17 protein-coding genes are annotated in these 24,596 nt (G+C 74.3%); 12 read left to right on the forward strand and 5 right to left on the reverse strand.

The genetic code is table 11. The features are described 5' to 3' along the window. The first annotated feature begins 8 nt into the window (after window positions 1-8). From ACN27D_RS20735 to ilvA, 3 genes are all read left to right on the forward strand, one after another. Window positions 9-1,421 (forward strand): amidase, encoded by a 1,413-nt coding sequence (locus tag ACN27D_RS20735; protein ID WP_421499767.1) that lies wholly within the window; start codon window positions 9-11, stop codon window positions 1,419-1,421. A 148-nt stretch (window positions 1,422-1,569) separates the two neighbouring features. Next, on the forward strand, window positions 1,570-2,376 hold the full coding sequence (locus ACN27D_RS20740; protein ID WP_421499768.1) for a DUF4328 domain-containing protein: 807 nt from the start codon (window positions 1,570-1,572) through the stop codon (window positions 2,374-2,376). Continuing rightward, window positions 2,373-3,593, forward strand: coding sequence for a threonine ammonia-lyase (gene ilvA, locus ACN27D_RS20745; protein ID WP_121684808.1), 1,221 nt, complete (start codon window positions 2,373-2,375; stop codon window positions 3,591-3,593). Before ACN27D_RS20740 ends, ilvA begins: the two co-directional genes overlap by 4 nt. 174 nt (window positions 3,594-3,767) lie before the next feature. Here the strand turns inward: ilvA and greA are convergent, their stop codons facing one another. Both greA and ACN27D_RS20755 read right to left on the reverse strand, forming a co-directional pair. After that, window positions 3,768-4,268, reverse strand: coding sequence for a transcription elongation factor GreA (gene greA, locus ACN27D_RS20750; protein WP_013284133.1), 501 nt, complete (start codon window positions 4,266-4,268; stop codon window positions 3,768-3,770). 144 nt (window positions 4,269-4,412) lie between these two features. Continuing rightward, complete coding sequence (locus tag ACN27D_RS20755) at window positions 4,413-4,847, reverse strand: DUF4307 domain-containing protein (RefSeq protein WP_121684807.1); 435 nt, start codon at window positions 4,845-4,847, stop codon at window positions 4,413-4,415. A gap of 242 nt (window positions 4,848-5,089) precedes the next feature. On the opposite strand from ACN27D_RS20755, the gene mca reads away from it, so the two are divergent. The 6 genes from mca (at window position 5,090) to purE (ending at window position 12,816) form a co-directional block, all read left to right on the forward strand. Further along, window positions 5,090-5,971 carry a mycothiol conjugate amidase Mca gene (gene mca, locus ACN27D_RS20760; protein ID WP_120571569.1) on the forward strand — a complete coding sequence of 294 codons (882 nt, stop codon included), beginning with the start codon at window positions 5,090-5,092 and terminating at the stop codon, window positions 5,969-5,971. Between the two features lie 48 nt (window positions 5,972-6,019). Continuing rightward, window positions 6,020-6,304 carry a hypothetical protein gene (locus tag ACN27D_RS20765; protein ID WP_120571568.1) on the forward strand — a complete coding sequence of 95 codons (285 nt, stop codon included), beginning with the start codon at window positions 6,020-6,022 and terminating at the stop codon, window positions 6,302-6,304. Window positions 6,305-6,520: 216 nt separating this feature from the next. Continuing rightward, entirely contained in the window at window positions 6,521-9,016 is a 2,496-nt protein-coding gene (locus tag ACN27D_RS20770) for a putative bifunctional diguanylate cyclase/phosphodiesterase (RefSeq protein WP_421501179.1), read from the forward strand. A gap of 50 nt (window positions 9,017-9,066) precedes the next feature. Next, window positions 9,067-11,103: a thioredoxin domain-containing protein gene (locus ACN27D_RS20775; RefSeq protein WP_421499769.1), complete on the forward strand. Its 2,037-nt coding sequence runs from the start codon at window positions 9,067-9,069 to the stop codon at window positions 11,101-11,103. Window positions 11,104-11,167: 64 nt separating this feature from the next. Further along, window positions 11,168-12,325, forward strand: a complete 1,158-nt coding sequence (locus ACN27D_RS20780) for a 5-(carboxyamino)imidazole ribonucleotide synthase (protein ID WP_358169547.1) — start codon at window positions 11,168-11,170, stop codon at window positions 12,323-12,325. After that, window positions 12,325-12,816 carry a 5-(carboxyamino)imidazole ribonucleotide mutase gene (purE, locus tag ACN27D_RS20785; protein ID WP_358169548.1) on the forward strand — a complete coding sequence of 164 codons (492 nt, stop codon included), beginning with the start codon at window positions 12,325-12,327 and terminating at the stop codon, window positions 12,814-12,816. The genes ACN27D_RS20780 and purE overlap by 1 nt, the downstream gene beginning before the upstream one ends. Window positions 12,817-13,218: 402 nt before the next feature. Here purE and ACN27D_RS20790 read toward each other — a convergent pair whose 3' ends face one another. Then, window positions 13,219-18,132, reverse strand: a complete 4,914-nt coding sequence (locus ACN27D_RS20790) for an SCO7613 C-terminal domain-containing membrane protein (protein WP_421499770.1) — start codon at window positions 18,130-18,132, stop codon at window positions 13,219-13,221. 162 nt (window positions 18,133-18,294) lie between these two features. Beyond that, window positions 18,295-19,722 carry a UDP-glucose dehydrogenase family protein gene (locus ACN27D_RS20795; RefSeq protein WP_120571563.1) on the reverse strand — a complete coding sequence of 476 codons (1,428 nt, stop codon included), beginning with the start codon at window positions 19,720-19,722 and terminating at the stop codon, window positions 18,295-18,297. Window positions 19,723-19,968: 246 nt separating this feature from the next. Between ACN27D_RS20795 and ACN27D_RS20800 the strand changes: the two genes are divergently transcribed. Beyond that, window positions 19,969-21,132, forward strand: a complete 1,164-nt coding sequence (locus ACN27D_RS20800; protein WP_120571562.1) for an acyl-CoA dehydrogenase family protein — start codon at window positions 19,969-19,971, stop codon at window positions 21,130-21,132. Window positions 21,133-21,186: 54 nt separating this feature from the next. On the opposite strand, the gene ACN27D_RS20805 is transcribed toward ACN27D_RS20800, so the two are convergent. Next, window positions 21,187-21,840, reverse strand: a complete 654-nt coding sequence (locus ACN27D_RS20805; RefSeq protein ID WP_120571561.1) for a hypothetical protein — start codon at window positions 21,838-21,840, stop codon at window positions 21,187-21,189. 23 nt (window positions 21,841-21,863) lie between these two features. On the opposite strand from ACN27D_RS20805, the gene ACN27D_RS20810 reads away from it, so the two are divergent. Both ACN27D_RS20810 and ACN27D_RS20815 read left to right on the forward strand, forming a co-directional pair. After that, on the forward strand, window positions 21,864-22,379 hold the full coding sequence (locus tag ACN27D_RS20810) for an acyl-CoA thioesterase (protein WP_091418577.1): 516 nt from the start codon (window positions 21,864-21,866) through the stop codon (window positions 22,377-22,379). A 154-nt stretch (window positions 22,380-22,533) separates the two neighbouring features. Beyond that, window positions 22,534-24,525 carry an acetoacetate--CoA ligase gene (locus ACN27D_RS20815; protein WP_421499771.1) on the forward strand — a complete coding sequence of 664 codons (1,992 nt, stop codon included), beginning with the start codon at window positions 22,534-22,536 and terminating at the stop codon, window positions 24,523-24,525. Window positions 24,526-24,596: the final 71 nt, after the last annotated feature.

The raw sequence follows: 24,596 nt of genomic DNA on the forward strand, positions 1-24,596 counted from the left end.
TGGGGAGGGTGGCAGTGCCGGAGATCTTGCCGACGACCTGGGTCGGGACGACCGCGAAACAGATCGCCCGGGCGGTACGCCGTGGCGACGTCTCCGCCACCCAGGTCGTCGCCGACCACCTGGACCACGTCGCCCGGGTCGACGCCGAGCTGGGCGCGTTCCGCACGGTACGCGGCGGCGAGGCGATCACCGAGGCGGAGAAGGTCGACGAGCAGGAGGAACTGGCGAACCTGCCGCTGGCCGGCGTGCCGGTGGCGGTCAAGGAGAACACGCCGGTGGCCGGCCTGCCCACCTGGAACGGGTCGGCCGCCATGCGTACCGAGGTGGCGGAGGCCGACCACGAGGTGGTCCGGCGGCTTCGCGGCGCGGGCGCTGTCATCCTCGGCGTGACCCGGATGCCGGAGCTGGGCCTGTGGGCCCTCACCGACGACGACACCGCCGTCACCCGCAACCCGTGGGACCTGGCGCGTACCCCCGGCGGCTCGTCCGGCGGCGCGGCCACCGCGGTGGCCGCCGGGCTGGTGCCGATGGCCCACGGCAACGACGGCCTCGGGTCGATCCGCATCCCGGCGGCCTGCTGCGGCCTGGTCGGGCTCAAGCCCGGCCGGGGCGTGGTGCCCTGCCAGCTCGGTGCGGACGACTGGTTCGGCCTCACCGAGCACGGCGTGCTGACCAGCACCGTCGCCGACGCGGTGGTCGGCTTCTCGGTGCTGGCCGGCCGCCGGCCGGACAAGCTGGTCCCGCCGGAGCGGCTGCGGGTGGGCGTCTCGCTGCGGTCGCCGGTACGCGGCGTCTCGCCGGACGCGCCGAACCGGGACGCGGTCGCCGCCGCCGGCCGGCTGCTCGCCGCCGCCGGCCACGACACCGTGCCCGCCGACCCGGTCTACCCGACCCGGCTCGGCCTCCAGGGCATCGCCACCTGGTTCGCGGCCGCCGCCGCCGACGTGCGCGCCGCCGGGGTGGCGCCGCGCCAGCTCCAGCGACGCAGCCGCCGGCACGTCGCGCTCGGCGAGTGGGCGCAGCGCCGGGGGTACGTGCGGGAGGCCGACCGGGCCGCCTGGCGCGAACGGTCCGTGCACTTCTTCGCGGACAACTCGATCGACCTGCTGCTCACCCCGGCGCTGGCCGGGCCGCCGCCGGAGGCCGCCGGGTGGTCGGGCCGCTCCTGGCTCGCGAACATGTCGACCAACATCAGGTACGCCCCGTACGCGGCGCCGTGGAACATCGCCGGGCTCCCGTCGATCGTGGTGCCGGTCGGGCGCCGCCCGGACGGCCTGCCGGTGGGCGTGCAGTTCGTCGGCCCGCCCGGCTCCGAACTGCTGCTGCTCGGGGTGGCCGGCCAGTTCGAGATGCAGGCGCCGTGGGCCCGGCACGCACCCGGCTATCCCCGCGTCGGAACGGGGTCGCCGGCCACCGCGTGATCGTCTAGCGTGTGCGCACCCCTGTCGCGCACACCACCTCGGACGGTCCCCGATGTACTGCCAGACCTGCGGGGACCCCACGTCCCCGGCCCATGAGGAGTGCCTGCGCTGCGGCACCCGCGTCGGTCAGCCCGCGGTGAGTCCCGGCATGCCCACGTACGGCGTGCGTGGCCTGGCCGTGGCCGGCGCGTTCGCGGTCGGCGCCGTCACCCTGTGCTACCTGCTCACGGCGCTGTTCCCGCTCGTGGGTGTGCGGATGGCCCGTTCGGCCGCCGAGCAGCTCGACCGGGACGTGCTGCTCGGCGCGGTGCTGGCCGAGGTGCTGTTCTCGCTGCCGTACCTGCTCGCCCTGCTGACCGCGGGGACGCTCGTGGTGATCTGGACCTGGCGGGCCCGCAAGAACCTGGACGCGTTCCCGGGCGCGGTGCCGAACCTCGGCCCGGCGTGGGCCATCGCCGGCTGGCTGGTGCCGTTCGCCAACTTCGTCGTACCGGCCCGGGTGCTCGCCGACCTGCTCCGTAACAGCGTCTGGCAGCGCCGCCAGTCGTGGCTCGTCGGGGTGTGGTGGGCGAGCTGGCTGGTGTTCCTGATCGGTGACCGGTTCGTCGCCCGGGCCGAGCAGCAGCGCTACGACCGGCTGACCGAGCTGCCCCGCAACGACGCGGAGTTCGGCACGTACGTGCGCTTCTACGAGGACGCGCTCGCGCCCCGGCTGGTGCCGGCGGTGGCCTGCCTGGTCGCCGGGATCACGTTCGTCGTGCTGATCCGCCGGATCTCCGCCGCCCAGCAGGACCGGCTGGCGCGGGCCGTCCCCGCGTGGCCGGGACAGCCGGTCCGGCCCGGCCAGTCCGCCTGGCCCGGTCAACCGGGCTGGCCCGCGCCCGCCGCGCCGATGCCGGTCGCGCCGACGTCGCCGCAGGTTCCGCCCGCCCAGGGTGGCACGATCGGGGCATGACGGAACTGGTCGGTCTCGCCGACGTACAGGCCGCGCGGGAACTGCTCGCCGGTGTCACCCGTACCACCCCGCTGGAGCCGTCCCGGCCGCTCAGCGCCGCGCTCGACGGGCCGGTCTGGCTCAAGTGCGAGAACCTCCAGCGCGCCGGGTCGTACAAGGTGCGCGGCGCGTACGTGCGGATCTCCCGGCTCTCGGCCGAGGAGCGGGCCCGCGGCGTGGTCGCGGCGAGCGCCGGCAACCACGCCCAGGGGGTGGCGCTCGCCGCCGGGCTGGTCGGCGCGCACGCCACCGTCTTCATGCCGGTGAACGCGCCGCTGCCGAAGGTCGCCGCGACGAAGGGGTACGGCGCGCAGATCGAGCTGGTCGGCAACACGGTGGACGAGTCGCTCGTCGCGGCGCAGACCTTCGCCGAGCGGACCGGCGCGGTGTTCATCCACCCGTTCGACCACGCGGACGTCATCGCCGGGCAGGGCACCGTGGCGCTGGAGATCCTCGAACAGTGTCCGGACGTGCGCACCATCGTGACCGGGGTGGGCGGCGGCGGGCTGGTCTCGGGCATGGCGGTGGCGGCCAAGGCGCTGCGTCCCGACGTACGCGTGATCGGGGTCCAGGCGGCGAGCGCCGCCGCCTTCCCGCCCTCGCTGCGGGCCGGCGAGCCGATGCGGCTGCCCTCGTTCGCGACGATCGCCGACGGGATCGCCGTCGGCCGTCCGGGCGAGCTGACCTTCACCCACGTCCGCAAGCTCGTCGACGAGGTCGTCACGGTCTCCGAGGAGGACATCTCCCGGGCGCTGCTGATGCTGCTGGAACGCGGCAAGCAGGTCGTCGAGCCGGCCGGCGCGGTCGGCGTGGCGGCGCTGCTGGCCGGCGCGGTGGAGGTGACCGCGCCGGTCGTCGCGGTGCTGTCCGGCGGCAACATCGACCCGCTGCTGATGCTCCGGGTGATCGAGCACGGCCTGGCGGCGGCCGGCCGGTTCCTGCGGATCACCGTGCGCTGCACGGACCGGCCCGGCCAGCTCGCCTCCCTGCTCGGCGAGATCGCCGAGCACCGGGCCAACGTGGTGGACGTGGTGCACCAGCGCGCCAACCCGCACCTGCGCCTCGGCGAGGTGGAGGTGGCCCTGTCCGTGGAGACCCGCGGGGTGGAGCACTCGGACACGCTGATCAGCGCGTTGCGGGCGAGCGGCTACCAGGTGGTCTTCACCGGCGAGGGCTGAGCCCTTCGGCGGATTCGTGACGCCCGAGCGGAACGGGAGCACCACAGCGGAACGCGAACGCCCCGGCCGGATGATCCGGTCGGGGCGTTCGGGTGTGCGGCTCGGGTCCGAGGAGGGCCTGTCAGCCTCGGTCGGGTTCGGGACCCGAGCCATCCGGCGCGGGTCCGGAAGGGGTCAGCCGCTGTACGGCTCGAAGGAGACGATGGTCACCTTGATATCGGCGCCGCTCGGCGCGGTGTAGGTGCAGGTCTGCCCCGCCTTGCCACCGAGGATCGCCTTGCCGAGCGCGGACTCGGGGCTGTAGACCGTGAGGTCGGTGGTGGAGGCGATCTCCCGGGAGCCGAGCAGGAAGGTCTCGCTGTCGTCGGCGTCGTCGTCGAAGTAGATCTTCACGACCATGCCCGGCGACACCGCGTCGGTGTCCGGCGCCTCACCGACCTTGGCGGTGCGCAGCAGCTCCTTGAGGTAGAGAATGCGGCCCTCGGCCTTGCCCTGCTCCTCACGGGCGGCGTGGTAGCCACCGTTCTCCCGCAGGTCGCCCTCCTCGCGACGGGCGTTGATCTCGGCGGCGATGACCGGCCGGTTGGCGATCAGCTCGTCGAGCTCGGCCTGCAGACGGTCGTAGGCGTCCTGGGACAGCCAGGTGGCGGGCGCCTCGTTTCCATTTGTGGACACAGGCGGTCTCCTCGATTGGTGCGGACTGGCTGACAGGTGAACTTGCAAGGCTACCAGTGCGGGTCGCGTCGAGGTGTGATCAATCACCCCGGGTGCCGGTGGCGGGCCGGGGTGCGGTGGCCGGCGACTCGCCGGCGGTCCGGCTCAGCCGGCGGGCCGGCAGCGCAGGACCTCGCCGATGAACGGCCGGGCGCTCGTGGGCACCTCCTGCCGGGTGCGGATGTGGCGCTGGCCGGGCTCCGCGGTCACGGTGGTCTCGGCGCTGCCCACCTGGGCCCCGTCGTGGGAGCGGGCCCGCAGCAGACAGGTGGCGGAGCCGCCCGGCGGCACGGTGACCCGGAAGTCGACCACCACCCGGGAGTCGGTGATGTCGGTGTAGCTGATCATCTCGCCCTGGTACTGCGGGTCGCCGTACTGGTAGTAGAGCTTCGCCGCGCCCAGCCCGAGGACGGCGAGGAGGACCGTCACCGTGAGGGCGAGCAGGAGTGGCCGGCGGCGTCCCGGCTCCCGGCGGCGGCCGTAGCGGCCCGGCGGGAAGGCCGGCGCCTCCGCGGCGACTGTGGCGTGCGTCTCGCTCACCGGCGGGTATCTCCTGGCGTTGTTGTCGGCGGCATCGGCAAGAATGGCTAGGTCCATCTTCCCAGCCCGGCGCTGAGTCAAGGATGGCAGGTCGGCCTGGACCGGCGGGCGTGGCCCTGGCCACTCCGGTGGCGGGCCCGGCCGGCCGTCACGGGGGCTTTCGCGGGCGCGGGGGGAGATTCCGGCAGGTCAGCCGGTCGGCCCGGGGGCCGGTCGGCGGGCACAGACGAGGAGCGCCGAAGGTGGCAGAACAGCTGCGTCTCATGGCGGTGCACGCCCATCCCGACGACGAGTCGAGCAAGGGCGCCGCCATGATGGCGAAATACGTCGCTGAGGGGGTGGACGTCCTGGTCGTCACCGCCACCGGTGGCGAGCGGGGCAGCGTGCTCAACCCCAAGATGGACCGCCCCGACGTCTGGGCGAACATCGGTGACATCCGGCGCGCCGAGATGGACGCCGCCCGGGCCATCCTCGGCGTCGAGCAGGCGTGGCTCGGCTTCGTCGACTCCGGGCTGCCCGAGGGCGACCCGCTGCCGCCGCTGCCCGAGGGCTGCTTCGCCCTCCAGGACGTGGACGTCGCCGCCGCGCCGCTGGTGCGCCTGATGCGGCAGTTCCGCCCGCACGTCGTCACCACGTACGACGAGGAGGGCGGCTACCCGCACCCCGACCACATCATGACCCACAAGATCACCGTGGCGGCGTTCGACGCGGCCGGTGACCCGGAGCGCCACCCCGAGCTGGGCGAGCCGTGGCAGCCGCTGAAGCTCTACTACGACGTGGGCTTCTCCCGCGCCAAGATCATGAGCCTGCACGAGGCGGTGCTCGCCGCCGGGCTCGAATCGCCGTACGGCGAGTGGATGAAGCGCTGGGACGAGCGCCCCGACAAGGGCGCCCGGATCACCACCCGGGTCGAGTGCGCCGACTACTTCCCGGTCCGCGACGACGCGCTGCGCGCGCACGCCACCCAGATCGACCCGGACGGCTTCTGGTTCCAGGTGCCGATGGAGCTGCAGAAGCGCGCCTGGCCGACGGAGGACTTCCAACTCGCCCGTTCGCTGGTCGACAGCCCGCTGCCGGAGTCCGACCTGTTCGCGGGCGTACGTGAGGCGTGCCGTGCCCACTGACCGGGCCGGGGGCTACCCTGGTGCTCAGTCGCACATCGGAGGAACACCATGCTGACCACCGTCGAGGTGCTCGCGCAGAACAACTTCGGTGACACCCGCACGGGTGGTCTGGCCGGTCCGATGGGCCTCTTCCTGATCGTCGCGCTGGCCACCGTCACCGTCCTGCTGATCCGCAACATGAACGCCCGGCTGCGCCGGCTGCCCGACCGCTTCCCGCAGCAGGGCGCCCCGGGCCGGGCCGATTCCGCAGTCGCCGATCCGACAGACGGGCTCGTCGAGCAGGATTCACCGACGAACGCGCCCAACGGCTCCCAGCAGCACCGGAACAGCTGAACACCGCGTGAATCACGTCGAAGCCGGTCGTCGCCCCCTGTTGCGACCACCGGCTTTGGCTTAGCCTTCCGCCGGGGGGACCGTCAGGCCCCGGACCCTGCGCGGAAGGGGGACGCCGATGTCGAAGACAGCACCGGCCCCCGACCATGCCCCGGCCCGACCCGTTGACGGGGCGGCCCCGTGACCACCGAGCCGGCCGACCGTTCCCCCGACCGGATCGGCCTGCGCGGGACACCGGTGGGCGTCGTCCTGCTCACCGTCGCGGTCGCGCTGACCGGTCTGCTCGCCGCCGCGCTCGGCCTCACCGTCCCGTCGCACCTGCCGGCCGGCGAGGCACTGCCCGGTCCGGCGCGCTTCGGCATCGCCGCCGCCGCGTTCGCGGTGGCCCAGCTCGCCCGGCTGCGCTTCCGCAGCGCCTCGGGCATGGTGAGCATCACCTGGGGCGAGGCCGCGCTCGTGGTCTGCCTCTGGCTGGTGCCGGCCGGCTGGCTCCCGGCCGCCGCCCTGCTTGGCGTGGGCGCCGCCTGGACCGCGATGTCGGTGGTCTCCGACCGCCGTCCCGCACTGGAACTGGTCGGTATCGCCGGTACGCTCACCGCCGCCACCGCGCTCGCCGCGGCCGTGGCCACCGCGCTCGGCCCGCCGCTGCTCGCCGCGCCGACCCCGGAGCTGGCGCTCACGCTCTCCGCCGCCGCGGTCGCGTACCTGCTGACCACCGCCTTCCTGGGCGCCGTCACGCTCGCGCTGCGGCACGGCATCGCGATCGGGCCGCCGCTGCTCGCCGCGCTGCGCGGCAAGCTGCTCATGTTCGTCGGCAACGTGGCGGTCGGCCTGGTGGTCGTCGCGCTGCTCGAACTCGACGCGCGCTGGCTGCTGCTCCTGCCGCCACCGCTCTGGCTGCTCCAGCAGACCTACCGGCACCGGCTCCGCGCCGACCAGGAGCGGCGCACCTGGCGGGCGTTCGCCGAGGCCACCGCCGCGCTCAACCAGCTCGACGAGCGCGGCGTGGCGACCGCCGCGGTGACCGGCGCGCTCACCCTGTTCGGCGCGGAACTGGTCGAGGTCGACGTGGCCCGGGGCGAGGGCCGCTGGCGCCGCTACCGGGCCGACCGCGGCGGGCAGGTCCGTGACCGGGAGGTGGAGCCGTCCGCCGGCGCCGACCCGGGGGAGCACGAACTGGTGCGGCGCCTCGCGGTGGGATCGGCCGAGGTCGGGCACCTGCGGGTGCGGTTCGCCCGGTCCGCCCCGCCGAGCGCCCGGGAACGCGACGGCGTGGCGGCCTTCGGCGACGCCCTGGCCGCCGCCCTGCACGACGCCGCCACGCACCGGGAGCTGCGTCTGGTCACCGCCCGCTCGTCGTACGACGCGGTGCACGACCAGCTCACCGGACTGCTCAACCGGGCGGCGCTGCTGGCCAAGGGGGACCAGGCGCTGCGGCAGCGCGCGCACGACCACCCGGTGGCCCTGCTGCTGCTCGACGTGAACCAGTTCAAGGAGGTCAACGACACGCTCGGGCACTCGGCGGGCGACCAGTTGCTGCGGCTCACCTCCAACCGTCTCGCCGCGCTGACCCGGCCGGGCGACCTGCTCGGGCGCCTCGGCGGCGACGAGTTCGCCCTGCTGCTGACCTCGGTTCCGCTGGTCGAGGACCGGACGGCCCCGCTGGCGTACGCGCTGCGCCAGGCCCGGGAGGTCGCCGAGCGCCTCGCCGCTCCGACCGAGGTGGCCGGGGTACGGATGTCCGTCGAGGTGGCGGTGGGCGTGGTGGTCGCCGACGCGGGCGCGGCCGACCTGACCGAGCTGCTGCGGCGTGCCGACATCGCCATGTACCAGGCGAAGGAGGGCGGCGGCAGCGTCGCCGCGTACGACAGTTCCCGCGACGCGGCGAGCACCGACCACCTGGCGTTGCTCGCGGAGATGCGGGAGGCCCTGGCCGCCGACGACCAGCTGGTGCTGGCGTTGCAGCCGGCGGTGGACCTGGCGACCGGCGCGCCGACCGGGGTGGAGGCGCTGATCCGGTGGCGGCATCCGCGCCGGGGCTGGCTCGGCCCGGCCGACTTCATCCGCCCGGTGGAGAACAGCGAGCAGCTCGGCAGCTTCACCCGGTACGTGCTGGACAAGGCGCTGGCCGTCGCCTCCGGATGGGCGCGGGACGGGCTGGACGTCCCGATCTCGGTGAACCTGTCCGCGCGCAGCCTGCTCGATCCGCGGCTGCCCGCCGAGATCGAGGAGGCGCTGCGCCGCCACCAGGTGCCGCCGCACCGGCTGGTCCTGGAGATCACCGAGACGGTGGTGATGAGCGAGCTGGAGGTCATCGACGAGGTGCTGGCCACGCTGCGCGGCATGGGCGTGCAGCTCGCGGTGGACGACTTCGGCACCGGGTTCTCGTCGCTGACGTTCCTCACCCGGATCGCCGTGGACGAGTTGAAGGTGGACCGCTCGTTCGTGCTCCGGATGGCCGACTCACCGGAGGCGGCGGCGATCGTCCGGACCACCGTCGGGCTGGCCCACGAGCTGGGGCTGCGGGTGGTGGCCGAGGGCGTCGAGACCGCCGAGCAACGCACCGCGCTGGCCGAGCTGGGCTGCACCGCCGCCCAGGGCTACCACTTCTTCAAGCCGATGCCGGCCGACAAGATCGCCGCGGTGCTGGGGTCGCTGCGCGACGCCGCTGTCGGCAACGTCTTCCCGCTGCGCGCCGACGGCGCCTCCTGACCCGTGCCGCACCGGCGGCGTCGGAAGGCGATGGTGGATAGGGTCGGGTGGTGAACCGACTCGCCAAGGCCACCTCGCCCTATCTGCTCCAGCACGCCGACAACCCGGTCGACTGGTGGCCGTGGTGCGACGAGGCGTTCGCCGAGGCGAAGCGGCGCGACGTGCCGGTGCTGATCTCGGTCGGCTACGCGGCCTGCCACTGGTGCCACGTGATGGCCCACGAGTCGTTCGAGAACGAGGCCGTGGCCCGGCTGATGAACGACGACTTCGTCTGCGTCAAGGTCGACCGCGAGGAGCGCCCCGACGTCGACGCGGTCTACATGACCGCCACCCAGGCGATGACCGGGCAGGGCGGCTGGCCGATGACCGTCTTCGCCACGCCGGACGGCACCCCGTTCTTCTGCGGCACGTACTTCCCCCGCGCCAACTTCGTCCGCCTGCTCGGCTCGGTCGCCACCGCCTGGCGCGACCAGCGCGAGGCGGTGCTGCGGCAGGGTGCCGCCGTGGTCGAGGCGATCGGCGGCGCGCAGGCAGTCGGCGGCGTCACCGCCCCGCTCACCGCCGAACTGCTCGACGCCGCCGCCGGTCAGCTCGCCCGGGAGTACGACGAGACGAACGGCGGTTTCGGCGGCGCGCCGAAGTTCCTGCCGCACATGAACCTGCTGTTCCTGCTCCGGCACCACCAGCGCACCGGCTCGGCGCGCAGCCTTGAGATCGTCCGGCACACCTGCGAGGCGATGGCTCGCGGCGGCCTCAACGACCAGCTCGCGGGCGGCTTCGCCCGCTACTCGGTGGACGGCCACTGGACCGTGCCGCACTTCGAGAAGATGCTCTACGACAACGCGCTGCTGCTGCGGGTCTACACCCAGCTCTGGCGGCTCACCGGCGACCGGCTGGCCCGCCGGGTGGCCCGCGACACCGCCCGGTTCCTCGCCGACGAGCTGCACCGGGCCGGTGAGGGCTTCGCCTCGGCGCTCGACGCGGACACCGAGGGCGTCGAGGGGCTCACCTACGTCTGGACGCCCGACCAGCTCGCCGAGGTGCTGGGGGAGGACGACGGCCGGTTCGCCGCGGACCTGTTCGGCGTCACCGCCGACGGCACGTTCGAGCACGGCACCAGCGTGCTGCGGCTGGCGCGGGACGTCGACGACGCCGACCCCGAGGTGCGGGCCCGCTGGCAGGACGTGGTGGGCCGGCTGCTGGCCGCCCGCGACACCCGCCCCCAGCCGGCCCGCGACGACAAGGTGGTGGCCGCCTGGAACGGGCTCGCGATCACCGCCATCGCGGAGTTCCAGCAGGTCGCCACGCTTCTCGTGTCGCCCGACGACGAGGATGCGAACCTGATGGACGGCGTCCTCATCGTCTCCGACGGCGCGATGCGGGACGCGGCCGAGCACCTGGCCGCCGCGCACCTGGTGGACGGCCGGCTGCGCCGGGTCTCCCGGGACAAGGTCGTGGGTGAGCCGGCCGGCGTGCTGGAGGACTACGGCTGCGTCGCCGAGGCGTTCTGCGCGATGCACCAGCTCACCGGCGAGGGGCGGTGGCTGAGCCTGGCCGGTGAGCTGCTCGACGTGGCGCTGGCCCGGTTCGCCGGCCCGGACGGCGCCTTCTACGACACGGCCGACGACGCCGAGCGCCTGGTCACCCGGCCCGCCGACCCGACCGACAACGCGACCCCGTCGGGCCGGTCGGCGATCGTCGCGGCGCTCGTGGCGTACGCGGCGCTGACCGGGGAGACCCGCTACCGGGAGGCGGCCGAGAAGACGCTGTCGACTGTCGCGCCGATCGTCGACCGGCACGCCCGGTTCACCGGGTACTCGGCCACCGTCGGCGAGGCGCTGCTGTCCGGGCCGTACGAGATCGCAGTGGCGACCGGCGACCCGGAGGGCGACCCGCTGGTGGCCGCGGCGCGGCGCCACGCCCCGCCCGGCGCGGTGGTGGTGGCCGGCGCCCCGGACCAGCCCGGCGTGCCGCTGCTGGCCGGGCGGCCGTTCGTCGACGGGCGGCCCGCCGCGTACGTCTGCCGGGGCTTCGTCTGCCAGCGGCCGGTGACCGGCGTCGACGAGCTGATCGCGCAGCTCGGCTGAGCGGAGCGGGCCGGGCCGCCCTCACGGTCCGGCCCGGTACCGGCCCTTATAGGCTGGCGGCGCTATGGACTCCCGTACCGGTCTCCCCGTCGTGGGCATGGTGGGTGGCGGCCAGCTCGCCCGGATGACCCACCAGGCCGCCATCGCTCTCGGCCAGTCGCTGCGCGTGCTGGCGCAAGCCCCGGACGACGGCGCCGCGCTGGTCGCCGCCGACGTCCAGTACGGCGACCACACCGACCTGGCCGCGCTGCGTACGTTCGCCAAGGGCTGCGACGTGGTCACCTTCGACCACGAGCACGTCCCCAACGAGCACATCCGCGCCCTGACCGACGAGGGCGTGAAGCTGTTCCCGCCGGCCGAGGCGCTGGTGCACGCGCAGGACAAGCGGGTGATGCGGGAACGGCTCGGCGAGCTGGGCGCGCCGAATCCGGCCTGGCGTCCGGTGGAGTCCCCGGCTGACCTGATCGCCTTCGGCGAGGAGACGGGCTGGCCGGTGGTGCTCAAGGCCGCCCGGGGCGGCTACGACGGCCGCGGCGTCTGGATGGTCGACGACGCCGGCCAGGCCGGCGAGCTGGCCGCCACCCTGCTCGCGGGTGGCACCCCGCTGCTGGTCGAGGAGCGGGTGGCGCTGCGCCGGGAGCTGGCCGTGCAGGTCGCCCGCTCACCGTTCGGGCAGGTCGCCGCGTACCCCGTGGTGGAAACGGTGCAGCGCGACGGCATCTGCGTCGAGGTGCTGGCGCCCGCGCCCGACCTGCCCGAGGAGCAGGCCGTGGCCGCGCAGCAGCTCGCCATCGACCTGGCGACCGCGCTCGGCGTGGTCGGCCTGCTCGCGGTGGAGCTGTTCGACACGCCGTCCGGGCTGGTCGTGAACGAGCTGGCGATGCGGCCGCACAACTCCGGGCACTGGACCATCGAGGGGGCCCGGACCTCGCAGTTCGAGCAGCACCTGCGAGCCGTGCTCGACTACCCGATGGGGGACACCTCGCTGACCGCGCCGGTCGTGGTGATGGCGAACGTGCTCGGCGGCGAGCCGGGCGGCATCTCCGTCGACGAGCGGCTGCACCACCTGTTCGCCGCCGAGCCCGGGGCCAAGGTCCACCTGTACGGCAAGCAGGTCCGCCCGGGCCGCAAGATCGGGCACGTCACCGTGCTCGGCAACGACCTGGCTGACGTACGGGCCCGGGCTGCGCGTGCCGCCCGCTGGCTCCAGGAGGGGCACTGATGAGCACGGTCGGGCTGATCATGGGCAGCGACTCGGACTGGCCGGTCATGAAGGCCGCCGCCGAGGCGCTCGACGAGTTCGGCGTGCCGTACGAGGTGGGCGTGGTCTCGGCGCACCGCACCCCGGTCAAGATGATCGAGTACGGCCGGTCCGCCGCCGGCCGTGGTGTCCAGGTGATCATCGCGGGCGCGGGCGGAGCGGCGCACCTGCCCGGCATGGTCGCCTCGGTCACCCCGCTGCCGGTGATCGGCGTACCGGTGCCGCTGAAGTACCTGGACGGCATGGACTCGCTGCTGTCCATCGTGCAGATGCCGGCGGGCGTGCCGGTCGCCACCGTGTCGATCGGCAACGCCCGCAACGCCGGCCTGCTGGCGGTACGCATCCTGGGCGCCTCCGACCCGGTGCTGCGCGACAGGATGGCCGCCTACCAGGCGAGCCTGGAGGATCTGGTCGCCGAGAAGGAAGCCGCGCTGCGCGCCTCCCTGATCTGACCACCCGTCACCCTGCGTGCTCAACCCCGCCTGGTCGCTCTGCGTGACCAACCTGGCGGGCGAGGGTTGCTGCCCTCCGCCGCCTTTGCTCTGCAGCCATCGGCGCACCATCGCCCTGAACTGCGACGCGGCATTTCGACGCCAGCGGCTCGGCGACGGCGATTGTCACGTCGGGTAACTGCTGCGTCGGTGGGTGCAGAGCAAAGGCGGCAGAGGGGAATACTCCCGCCGCGCCCGGCCGGCACGGAGCGTGACCGGGTTGAGGGCCGTCTCGCAGGGTGCCGCGGACCCGGGCGCGCGCCGGCTAGGCCGACCAGTCACAGCCCGGGCCGGTCGCAGCCCGGGCCGGTCGCAGCCCGGGCCGGTCGCAGCCCGGGCCGGTCACAGCCCGGGCCGGACGGCTCACCGCATGCCGCGCAGCGCGGTCTGGAGGCGTTCCTGGGCGCGACGGCGACGTTCGTTGCTCGCACCGAGCACCAGCAGCACGATGCCGACCGGGATCAGCACCAGCCACGGGCCGAGGCTGAACAACGCGTGCACGGCCGCGATCGCCGTCACCGTCGCGCCGACGATCACCGGGGCCTGCTGCCGGCTGGTCGAGCCGAAGATCAGCACCGCGACGGCGCCGAGCAGCAGCAGCACCTGACGCAGCATGCTCGATTCGGTGGCGATGACGATCGCCAGCGTGGGCAGGAACGCGGTGACCAGCGCCGGCCCGTACGCCACCCAGCTCGACAGGTCGGGCCGGTGCCGCAGTTGCAGGACGCCGACCAGCAGGGCGAGCGCGGCGAACGGCAGCGTGTACGCCTCCGGCAGCGCCACGTCGGCCACCCGCATCAGGATCCACCAGGCGCTGATCTCGCAGGCCACCACCGCCCAGAACAGAAGGTTGCGCTCCATCGGCCGGCGTCCCGGACGGCTGGCCGCCACCCCGAGGACCGCGCCCCATGCGGCCAGCAGCGCGGCGATGTGCCGGGGCGAGTCGTACGCCAGCGCCAGCGCGATGAGCGCCGCCCCGTAGCCGCTCCACTCGACTGTGGCCGCCTCCCGGTATGCCTCGGGGCGGCGCAGCCGGGGCAGCGTGGCGGCGAACACCTGCAACGCCGCGCCGACCGCGAGCACCCCGAACGCGGACCAGACGGCCGCCAGCCCGGACTTCAGGCCGATCGTGAGCACGAACAGCTGAGCCATCACCGAGCCGAACAACCAGCCCAGGATGCGCGCCCGCTGGGTGGTGCCGAACAGCGCGGCGACGGCACCCACGCCGACCGCCCCGCCGAGCGTGAACACGGTCAGGTCGCTCGTGGCGAGGCTGCCGGCGAGCCCGGCGCCACCGGCGGCCAGCCCGAGCGCGAAGACCAGCACCCGGGCCACCCGGATCGACCGGCCCGGCTCGGCGATCGCCGGCGGCGGGGTGAGCGCCAGCCCGAGCATCGAGATGGTGAACACCGCGAGCGCGGCCAGTGCGGTCACCGGCCAGCCCTTGCCGAGCGCCACCGGCGTGATCAGCAGCGTGATCGCCGCGCCGGGCAGGATCACCGGCACCGCCCGGGACCGACGCCCGCCGCTGAATCCGGTGGCGGCGAGGGCCGCGGTCACTGTCAGCAGCAGCGCGGTGAGCACGTGCGTGGGGTTGACCGCCTCCGGCGGCGGGGTCAGCAACTCCGGTGGCGGGCCCTGCCACACCCGGCTCAGCACCGCGAAGGGCGAGAACAGCGCCACCACGAGCGACGGCGCCAGGGTGGCCAGCGCCAGCGCGGTGGGCAGCGCCGCGGCGGCGAGCGCACCGGCGGCCGGGCTGACCCGCCAGCGCAGCTCGGGATCGTCCGGGGCACGCCGCAGCGCGCCGTTGAGCAGCACGGTCCAGCGGCGTACCGGCCGGCCCGAACCGGCGGGCGGGACGGTGGCGGCCCGCACCAGCTCGGCGAGCACACCGAGCAGCGCGGCGGCGGCGGCGAACACGCCCGCCGGCAGGCCGACAGCGAGCGCCGCGGCGGCGGTGACGGTGGCCGCGCCGACCACCGCGACGCTGGCGTACGGAAGGTACTGCGGCACCTGCCGGCGTACCGCCGCGATCGCGGCCAGACCGATGCTGGCGGCGGCGAGCGCGGCGGTGAGCACCACCTGGGGCGGGCGGCCGTACTCGACTGCCAGCGCGGCCACCGCGCCGGGCAGCGCGAGCACTGCGGCTCCGGCACCCGCGCCGCCCACCTGCACCAGGTGCGGCGGCATGCCCTCGGTGCGGATGTCGTCGACGAGCGACGGCGCGAGCGTGCGGGCCACCGCGGCCACCGTCGCGCCGATCAGCGCGATGCTGCCGAGCGCCAGCGCCGTGGTCCACGGCCGTACCAGCCCGGCCCCGGCCGCGTGCAGCGCCACCACCCCGGCCACGGTGGCCCGGGACAGCGCGGCCCGGGGATCGACAGCGGCCGCGGCAGCCATGCCGTAGACGGTGGCGACCATGCAGCCGACCAGCACCGGGGACCACCAGGGCAGGTCGAACGCGGCGGGTGCGCCCACCGTGGCGAGCACGGCGGCCAGGCCGGAGACGTCGTACTTCCACGGTGGCGGCAGCAGGATGGCCGCTGTCACCGCCAGCAGCGCCAGCGCCACCGGGGCCTGCCAGGTCGAGCCGCCGGTCGGCGCGGCCGGCCAGCCGGTCAGGTCGCCGGCCCAGATCGGGCCGGGCGTGGCGAGCACGCCGAGCCCGCCGCGCAAGGCGCTCCAGGCGGCGATCAACCCGATCAGCGTGCCACCGGCGGCGATGCCGAGGATCGGGCCGCGCCGCCACTCGTCGGGCAACGCCCGGGCGGCCACCGCTACCAGCAGCACAAGTGCGGAGGCCACCACGAGCTGGCCGCCGGGAGCGAGCACCGCGGCGATCCGGGCCAGCGTGGCGACGAGCGCCACGGTGGTGGCGGCCAGCGCCAGGTCGGACCCGTCGAGGGACATGTCGGCCCGGCGCCCGGCGTCGATGCGCGGAGCGAGCGCCAGCAGCGCGGCGGCGACCAGGAGCAGGCTGCCCACCCAGGCGTCGGCCGAGGTCGCGCCCGGCGCGCCGAACGCGGCGGCGGCGACTGCCACCGTGCCGAGCACCGTGCCGAGCGCGTGCGGCATGCTCAGATGCCGCTGCGCCACCTGCACCAGGGCGGCGTAGCCGAGCGTCACGCAGACGGCGAGGAAACTCGCCGCGAGGATCGGCACGGTGATCTCACGCAGGTTCGCCGGTGTGGCGACCGGCGGCGTCGGCACCGTGGCCGCCACGAACGCGGCGACGGCGCCGGGCAGGGCGAACGCCGCGCCACCGGCGGCCCAGGCGCAGACCGTCTCCGTCGCGGCGGCGGCGAGCCGGACCCGGGGGGCGAGGGACACCAGCGCCCCGGCCAGGAACAGCACCGTCAGCGCGGCGGCGGTGAGCGCCGGGCGGGCGAGCGCCGCGCCCGCGCCGATCAGGCCCAGCCCGCCCGCTGTCACCGCGTGCGCCGCCGCGGCCCGTTCGGTGCGTGCGGTCAGCCCGAGCACGCCGACCGCGACAGCGGTCAGCAGCATCGGCCAGCAGGCCGCCGCCCAGCCGAGACCGAGCGACGCGGGTACGGCGAGCGCGGTGAGCGCCGCACCGACCACGGCGAACTCGCGCCGGATCTCGGCCGGCAGCGCGATCACGGCGGCGACGGTCAGCAGCAACGCGCTGGCCGCGAGCTGCCAGCCGGTCGGGCCGACCGCCCGGGCCAGCTCGGCGTGCCATCCGCTCAGGTCCGCCGACCACGCGGGCAGCGCGGCCCGGACCGGGGCCAGCCCGGCGCGCAGCGCGCCACCGGCCACCACCAGGCCGCTGACCGTGAGCGCCACCGCGGAGGCGATCTGCGGACCACGCCGGGCCGTCTCCGGTACGGCCCGGACGGCGAGCCCGGTCAGCGCTATGACGGCGGAGATGAGCAGCAGGGACCGGCCGGGCAGGGCCACCGAGGCGACCCGCCCGAGCGCGCCGATGACCGCCAGCGTGAGGATGCCGGCGCCCACGTCCGGCAGCGGCGGCCGGCGTAGCACCAGCGCCCCGGCCAGCGCGACCAGGGCGGCGAGCAGCAGCACCGTGCCCGCGGCTGCGGCCGGCGGCACCGTGGCGGCGCGCAGCAGGCCGGTGACCGCGTACGCCAGCGCGAACGCGACCGCCACGCCGTGCAGCAGCCAGGTCAGCTCGGGCAGCCAGGGCACCGGCCGGGCGGTGCCGGTGGCGGCCGGACCCGGCGGCGTCTCACCGCCCAGCACCTCGGCGGACTCCTCCGGCGCCGACTCGGGCCGGTCGTCGTCGGCGCGTTGCCGGGGCGGGACGGGCGGGGCCGGCTCGGTGGCGGGCAGGTCACGCCGGACGGGGCGCTCGCGTACCACCGCCGAACGGGCGAGCGCCAGGTCGAGCACGGCCACCACGGTCAGCACCAGCGCCCAGCCGACCGGCCCGGTGATCCGCTCGTACGCCAGCAGGGGCAGCACCGGCTGGGCGGCCAGCACGGTGGCGAAGCGTGGCGCGCGCAGACCGGTCCCGTACGCGTACCCGAGGGCGACGAGCGTGGTGACCAGGAAGATCGTCCCGGCGAACGCGGCGCCCGACGAGCCGCCGCCTATCCGGTCCACGGCCCAGAGCGCGTACCCGGCCAGCGGCACCAGCAGCAACCCGACCGCCGCGATGGTCTCGGCGGTGGAGGTGAGCCCGCGCCGGGCCAGCACCGGCGGGGCGAGCAGCATCAGCGCCGTCGCCACGAGCAGCACGCCGAGGCGGGCCAGCGCGTCCATCGAGCTGGTGGCGACCGCGGCGAAGACCACGGCGGCGACGCCGAGCAGGAGCGCGCCCAGCCCGAGCGGGATGTTCTGCACCTCGCGCGAGGACGCCTCGGGCGGGTGCTCCGGGTCGTCCGCGTCGAGCCAGCGCGGGCGACCGCGCGGCGGCGACGGGGGCAGGTCCTCCGGTGGGCCGGGCGGCGGGGTGCCCTGGCGGGGCACCCGGGGTGGCGCGCCGGTGGCGGCGGTGGGCGGGCGGCGGCCGGGCCGGCGGCGCAGGACCCGGCGCGGCCGGGTGGCCTGCCGGATCCGTTCCTCACCGGCGTGCGCCAGGATGTCCCGCTGGAAGAGGGCGGCCTGCATCTTGGCGGCGATCTGCCGCTGTTCCCGGGCGATCTCGGCGTCGCGGGCCTTCATCTCGGCGATCGAGCGCTCGATTTCGGCCAGGTGCTCGGCCCACTGGGGCTGGTGCGCGCCGCAGTGCGGGCAGACGACGGCGGGCTTGATGTCCTGCCCGCACGAGGCGCACCTGAAGCTCTCCACGACAGTCTCCCGTCCGCCCGTGCCCCCGCACTGTGGACCTCCCAGAGGCAGCATGCCTTGAGTGGGCCGGGATTTCGACAGTTGCCGCCGCGTTCCGGACAACAAAAACGGACCGGCCGCCGGGGAGACGTTCCCCGGCGGCCGGTCCGCACGGTCAGCGGGTCAGGGGCGGCCCATGCCGCGGTACTCCCAGCCGGCCTGCGTCCACAGTGTCGAGTCGAGGCAGTTGCGCCCGTCGACCACCTTGCGGCCGTTCGCCAGCTCGCCCAGGGCGACCGGGTCGGCGTTGCGGAACTCGGCCCACTCGGTGAGCACGCAGACCAGGTCGGCGCCGCGGACGGCGTCGTTCATGGTCTCCTCGTACGTCAGCTCGGGCACCGCCCGGCGCGCGTTCTCGATCCCCTGCGGGTCGAACACGTGCACGTCGGCGCCGGCCTTGCCGAGCAGCGAGGCGACCGCGAGCGCCGGCGCGTCGCGTACGTCGTCGGTGTTGGGTTTGAACGTGGCGCCGAGCACCGCGACCCGGGTGCCGGACAGGTCCGGGCCGGCCGGGCCGGAGCGGCGGCCGAGCAGTTCGGCGGCGAGCTGCACCACGCGACTGCGGCGGCGCTGGTTGATCAGGTCGACCTCGTGCAGGAAGCGCAGCGCCTCACCGGCGCCCAGCTCCTGCGCCCGGGCCTGGAAGGCGCGGATGTCCTTGGGCAGGCAGGCGCCGCCGAAGCCCAGCCCGGCCTGGAGGAAGCGGTTGCCGATACGCGGGTCGTAGCCGATCGAGCGGGCGAGCTGGGTGACGTCGCCGCCGGCCGCCTCGCAGACCTCGGCCATCGCGTTGATGAAGGAGATCTTGGTGGCGAGGAACGCGTTCGCGGCGACCTTGACCAGCTCGGCGGTGGCGAAGTCGGTGACCACCAGCGGCACCTCGCGGTCCTCGGTGGCGGCGAGGTCGAAGACGCCTTTGTGGGCGGCGAAGAGCATGCCGTTGGCCCACTCGCTCTTGACGCCGACCACGATCCGGTTCGGACGGAGCACGTCGTCGACGGCGAAGCCCTCCTGGAGGAACTCGGGGCTCCACGCCACCTCGACGCCGAGGTCGGCCGGGGTGTGCTTGCCGACGAGCTGCTCCACCCACTCGGCGGTGCCCACCGGCACGGTGGACTTGCCGACGATCAGCGCCTTGCGGGTCAGGTGCTGGGCGAGGCTGGTCACGGACGCCTCGACGTACGACAGGTCGGCGCCCATCCCGTCGGCCCGCTGCGGGGTGCCGACGCAGATGAAGTGGACGTCGCCGAAGTCGGCGGTCTCCTGGATGTCGGTGCTGAACCGCAGCCGCCCGGCGGCCAGGTTGCGCCGCAGCAGCTCGTCGAGGCCCGGCTCGTGGATCGGCACCTCGCCCGCGTTCAGCTTGGCGATCTTGTCCGCGTCGACGTCGAAGCCGAGCACCTCGTAGCCCAGCTCCGCGTAGCAGATGGCGTAGGTCGCACCGAGGTAGCCGGTGCCGAGGAACGTCACCCGCGGGCGGGCGGCGCCGGACGGCGGGGTCACCGCGGCGATGGCGGGCATCGGCTGGGTGTTCGGGTACGGAATCGTCACGCCTGTCTTCTCCGCTCGCACTGGCGGCGCTTCCACGCGTCGCATTCTGCTGGGGCGCCGAGCCGGGCACCGAGGGAACTGGATGTCTGCTGTGAGGGTAATGGGGTCGGGCGGGCGAGGCTCGGGCGCGAGCCTACCCGCCGGTAAGGTTCGGCCGGGGCCGGTGGCTATCCTTCAGTTTGCGGCAGTCGTCGGCCTCCGGGCGGCACAGACTGCGCATGATAGCGGTGAAAGGGGAGGGCCGACATGGCCGCAGAGCAGTCGTTCGACGTCTACCGGTTGCCGGAGGAGCACGAGGCGATCCGGGAGGCGGTCCGTGAGGTCTGTGCGGCCAAGGTGGCTCCGCACGCCGCCGAGGCGGACGAGACAGGTGAGTTCCCCAAGGCGTCCTACGAGGCTCTGCGCGCGGCCGACTTCCACGCCCCGCACATCCCGGTCGAGTACGGCGGCGCCGGCGCCGATGCGCTGGCCACGGCCATCGTGATCGAGGAGGTGGCCCGGGCCTGCGCGTCGTCCTCGCTGATCCCGGCGGTGAACAAGCTGGGCACCATGCCGCTGCTGCTGGCCGGCTCCGAGGAGCTGAAGCGCAAGTACCTCACCCCGGTCGCGGCCGGGGAGGGCATGTTCTCCTACTGCCTCTCCGAGCCGGAGGCGGGCAGCGACGCCGCCTCGATGACCACCAAGGCGGTACGTGACGGAGACCACTGGGTGCTCAACGGCGTGAAGCGGTGGATCACCAACGCGGGCGTGTCCGAGTACTACACCGTGTTCGCCGTGACCGATCCCACAGCCCGGTCGAAGGGCATCTCCGCGTTCGTGGTGGAGAAGTCCGACCCGGGCGTCAGCTTCGGCGCGCCGGAGAAGAAGCTCGGCATCAAGGGCTCGCCCACCCGCGAGGTCTACTTCGACAACGTCCGGATCCCGGCCGACCGCATGATCGGCGCCGAGGGCACCGGCTTCGCCACCGCCATGAAGACGCTGGACCACACCCGGGTCACCATCGCCGCCCAGGCGGTCGGCATCGCGCAGGGCGCGCTGGACTACGCCAAGGGCTACGTCCAGGAGCGCAAGCAGTTCGGCAAGGCGGTCGCCGACTTCCAGGGCATCCAGTTCATGCTCGCCGACATGGGCATGAAGCTGGAGGCGGCGCGGCAGCTCACGTACACCGCCGCCGGCAAGTCCGAGCGCGGCGACGCGGATCTGACCTACTTCGGCGCGGCGGCGAAGTGCTTCGCGTCGGACGCCGCGATGGAGATCACCACGGACGCGGTCCAGCTGCTCGGCGGCTACGGCTACACCCGCGACTACCCGGTCGAGCGGATGATGCGGGACGCCAAGATCACCCAGATCTACGAGGGCACCAACCAGGTGCAGCGCATCGTGATGGCGCGTCAGCTGCTCAAGGGCTGACGGCAGGGCGTTCGGGCGGGCGGGCCGGTTGCGTACCGGCCCGCCCGCGCTCGTTCAACGGCTTTCGGTGCCCTCCGGCCGACCCGCGCCGCGCGGGGGCGCGGACCACGGCGACTCGCCGCCGGTGCGGCGGGGCAGGGGTTCGGTGGGGGCCTCGGGGTACGCCAGCGTCAGCGGCGGCGTGTCCGGGTCCTTCGCCGGCGCCGGGGGCCAGTCGGTGAGCGCCGGCTTGTGCTCCACCGGTGTGACGGCCGGGGTCAGCTCCGCCTCGGCCGTCGCGGGTGTGGCGGGGCGCCGCCAGCGGCTCGTGCTGAACACGGCCATCAGCAGCAGCACGCCGATGAGGAACAGCGTGCCGTTGTCGAGCGGGTCGCGCAGCGGCAGCGGGTCACCGAGCAGCTTCAGGTCGTCCGGCACCCGGTCCCGCACACTGAACGGCGCGACGAACAGTCCGAGGTACGGGACAGCGAGCAGCAGGCCGGCCACCAGCGGGCCGAACGGCGAGAAGCGCAACGTGCCGAGCAGGCCGAGCAGGATGCCGGCGACGCCCAGATAGACGGCCGGCTCGATCAGGTTCGGCGTGCTGTACGTCCCGATCTCCACCCAGCGGTCGACGGTCCGCTCAGATCCGTCCTGACCGAGCGTGACGAGCACCCAGGTGACGGGTGCCACCGCCAACCCGGCGAGGAAGCTCCAGAGATGTCGCATCCGCGCACCGTACCGTTTCCGGCATGACAGATCATCCCGCGGTCCCGCCGGGTAAGCCGACCTCGTACTCCCGCGTCACGCTCAGTCGCATCATGACCGCGGTCGATGTCAATCTGTACGGGACCGTGCACGGTGGGGTACTGATGAAATTCGTGGACGACGTTGCCGGTGCGGCGGCTGCGCGGCACAGCGGCGGCACCGCGGTGACCGCGTCCATCGACGAGATCGTCTTCTCCGAGCCGGTCCGGGTGGGCGACCTCGTGCACGCGCACGCACAGATCAACTGGACCGGCCAGACCTCGATGGAGGTCGGGGTGCGGGTGGTCGCCGAGCGCTGGGACTCGGCCGAGGAGGAGCCGGTCCGGGTCGCCACCGCGTACCTGGTCTTCGTGGGCGTCGACGTGGGTGGCTCGCCCCGCCCGGTCCGCCCGGTGCTGCCCGAGACGCCGGAGGACGAGCGCCGCTTCCGGGAGGCCGAGATCCGGCGCGCGCACCGGCTCGCCCGGCGCCGCGCGATCCAGGCCCACCGGGCCGGCTGACCGGTGCCCCGCCCACACCGGCCCGGGGTGCGGGGTGTGGGCGGGGCACGCCCCGTACGGCGCACCCGGCGCGGACAATGGCGGCACGAGGTAGGGCAAGATGGCGCCACGGCTCCGGCACACCGTCGTGGCGGGCCCAGGGGAGGGTGGAACAGTGGCTGACGTGCTGTGGACGCCGCCGGCGGACGTGCGGGAGCGGTCCCGGATCGGTGACTACCTGCGCTGGCTGGCCGAGCACCGCGGGCTGGAGTTCGCCGACTACGACGCGCTGTGGCAGTGGTCGGTGACCGACCTGGACGCGTTCTGGCGCTCGATCTGGGACTGGTTCGACGTGGTCGCGCACACCCCACCGAGTGCCACCCTCACCGACCGGGCCATGCCGGGCGCCCGCTGGTTCCCCGGCGCGACGCTCAACTACGCCGAGAACGTGCTGCGGATGCCGGGGCTGGGCGACGACGACCCGGCGGTGATAGCACACGGGCAGACCCGCGCACCGGAGACGCTCACCGCGGCCGGGCTGCGTGAGCGGGTCCGCCGGGTGGCCGCCGGGCTGCGCCGCCTCGGCGTGGGGCCGGGCGACCGCGTGGCCGCGTACGCGCCGAACATCCCCGAGACGTACGTGCTGCTGCTCGCCACCGCCAGCCTCGGCGCGATCTTCTCCTCCTGCGCGCCCGAGTTCGGCACCCGCAGCGTCACCGACCGCTGGCAGCAGATCGAGCCCACGGTGCTGGTCGCAGTGGACGGCTACCGGTACGGCGACAAGCCGGTCGACCGGCGCGCCGAGGTGGCCGCGATCCGGGCCGCGCTGCCGTCGCTGCGGCACACCGTCGCCGTCGCGTACCTCGATCCGGACGGCCCGGCCCCCGACGGCGCGCTGCCGTGGGCGGAGCTGGCGGCGGACACCGACGAGCCGCTGACGTTCACGCCTGTCGCCTTCGACCACCCGCTGTACGTGCTCTACTCCTCCGGCACCACCGGCCTGCCCAAGCCGATCGTGCACGGCCACGGCGGCATCCTGCTGGAACACCTCAAGATGCTGGCGCTGCACCACGACCTGGGTCCGTCCGACCGGTTCCTGTGGTTCACCACGACCGGCTGGATGATGTGGAACTTCCTGGTCTCCGGCCCGGCGGTGGGCGCGGCGATCGTGCTGTTCGACGGCAACCCGGGCCATCCCGACCTGGGCGCGCTGTGGCGGCTGGCCGCCGACACCGGCACCACGTACTTCGGGACGTCCGCGCCGTTCCTGCTGGCCTGCCGCAAGGCCGGGCTGGTGCCGCGGGACATCGCCGACCTGTCCGCGGTGCGCGGCCTCGGCTCGACCGGCGCGCCGCTGCCGGCCGAGGGCTTCACCTGGGTGTACGAGAACGTCAGCGACCGCCTCCAGCTCCAGTCGCTGTCCGGCGGCACCGACGTGTGCACCGGGTTCGTCGGCGGCGTGCCGCTGCTGCCGGTGTACGCCGGTGAGATCGCCTGCCGGGCGCTCGGCGCGAAGGTGGAGGCCCGCTCCGCCGACGGCAGCGCCGTGATCGGGCAACTCGGCGAGCTGGTGATCACCGAGCCGATGCCGAGCATGCCGGTCGGGTTCTGGAACGACCCGGACGGCGCCCGCTACCGGGAGGCGTACTTCGAGGTCTATCCCGGCGTGTGGCGCCACGGCGACTGGATCACCGTGAACGAGCGCGGCGGGTGCGTGATCACCGGCCGGTCCGACGCCACGCTCAACCGGGGCGGCGTACGGCTGGGCACCGCCGAGTTCTACTCCGTGGTCGAGGGACTGGACGAGGTGGTCGACTCGGTGGTCGTGCACCTGGAGGACGATGAGGGCGGCGCAGGCGAGCTGCTGCTGTTCGTGGTGCTTGCCGACGGCCTGGAACTCGACGACGAGATGCGGCGAAAGATCTGCCGGGAGCTGCGTACCGCCCTGTCGCCGCGGCACGTGCCGGACGAGATCCACCAGGTCCGGGCCGTGCCGCGCACGTTGAGCGCGAAGAAGCTGGAGGTGCCGGTGAAGAAGATCCTGACGGGCACCCCGGTGGACAGCGCGGCGGCCAAGGGCGCCCTGGCCAATCCCGAGTCCCTGACGGCGTTCGCCGCCCTGGCCCAGCGCCGGGCCGCCACCGACAGCCCTGTCGCCCCTCGCTGATCTTGCGCTTTCCGCCCCGGGCGAAAGGGGCGAATGCCCCGCGCCGAGGACCGAAAGTGCAAGATCGACGG

This window comes from Micromonospora sp. WMMD1274 (assembly GCF_049179035.1).
GTDB lineage: Bacteria > Actinomycetota > Actinomycetes > Mycobacteriales > Micromonosporaceae > Micromonospora > Micromonospora tulbaghiae.

What these genes read in the sequence shown, in the direction of transcription:
- ilvA (WP_121684808.1), top strand. Translation starts at nt 2,373, where the DNA reads ATGACGGAACTGGTCGGTCTCGCCGACGTACAGGCCGCGCGGGAACTG.
- ACN27D_RS20740 (WP_421499768.1), top strand. Translation starts at nt 1,570, where the DNA reads ATGCCCACGTACGGCGTGCGTGGCCTGGCCGTGGCCGGCGCGTTCGCG.
- ACN27D_RS20810 (WP_091418577.1), top strand. Translation starts at nt 21,864, where the DNA reads ATGACAGATCATCCCGCGGTCCCGCCGGGTAAGCCGACCTCGTACTCC.
- purE (WP_358169548.1), top strand. Translation starts at nt 12,325, where the DNA reads ATGAGCACGGTCGGGCTGATCATGGGCAGCGACTCGGACTGGCCGGTC.
- ACN27D_RS20800 (WP_120571562.1), top strand. Translation starts at nt 19,969, where the DNA reads ATGGCCGCAGAGCAGTCGTTCGACGTCTACCGGTTGCCGGAGGAGCAC.
- ACN27D_RS20805 (WP_120571561.1), bottom strand. Translation starts at nt 21,840, where the DNA reads ATGCGACATCTCTGGAGCTTCCTCGCCGGGTTGGCGGTGGCACCCGTC.
- ACN27D_RS20765 (WP_120571568.1), top strand. Translation starts at nt 6,020, where the DNA reads ATGCTGACCACCGTCGAGGTGCTCGCGCAGAACAACTTCGGTGACACC.
- ACN27D_RS20780 (WP_358169547.1), top strand. Translation starts at nt 11,168, where the DNA reads ATGGACTCCCGTACCGGTCTCCCCGTCGTGGGCATGGTGGGTGGCGGC.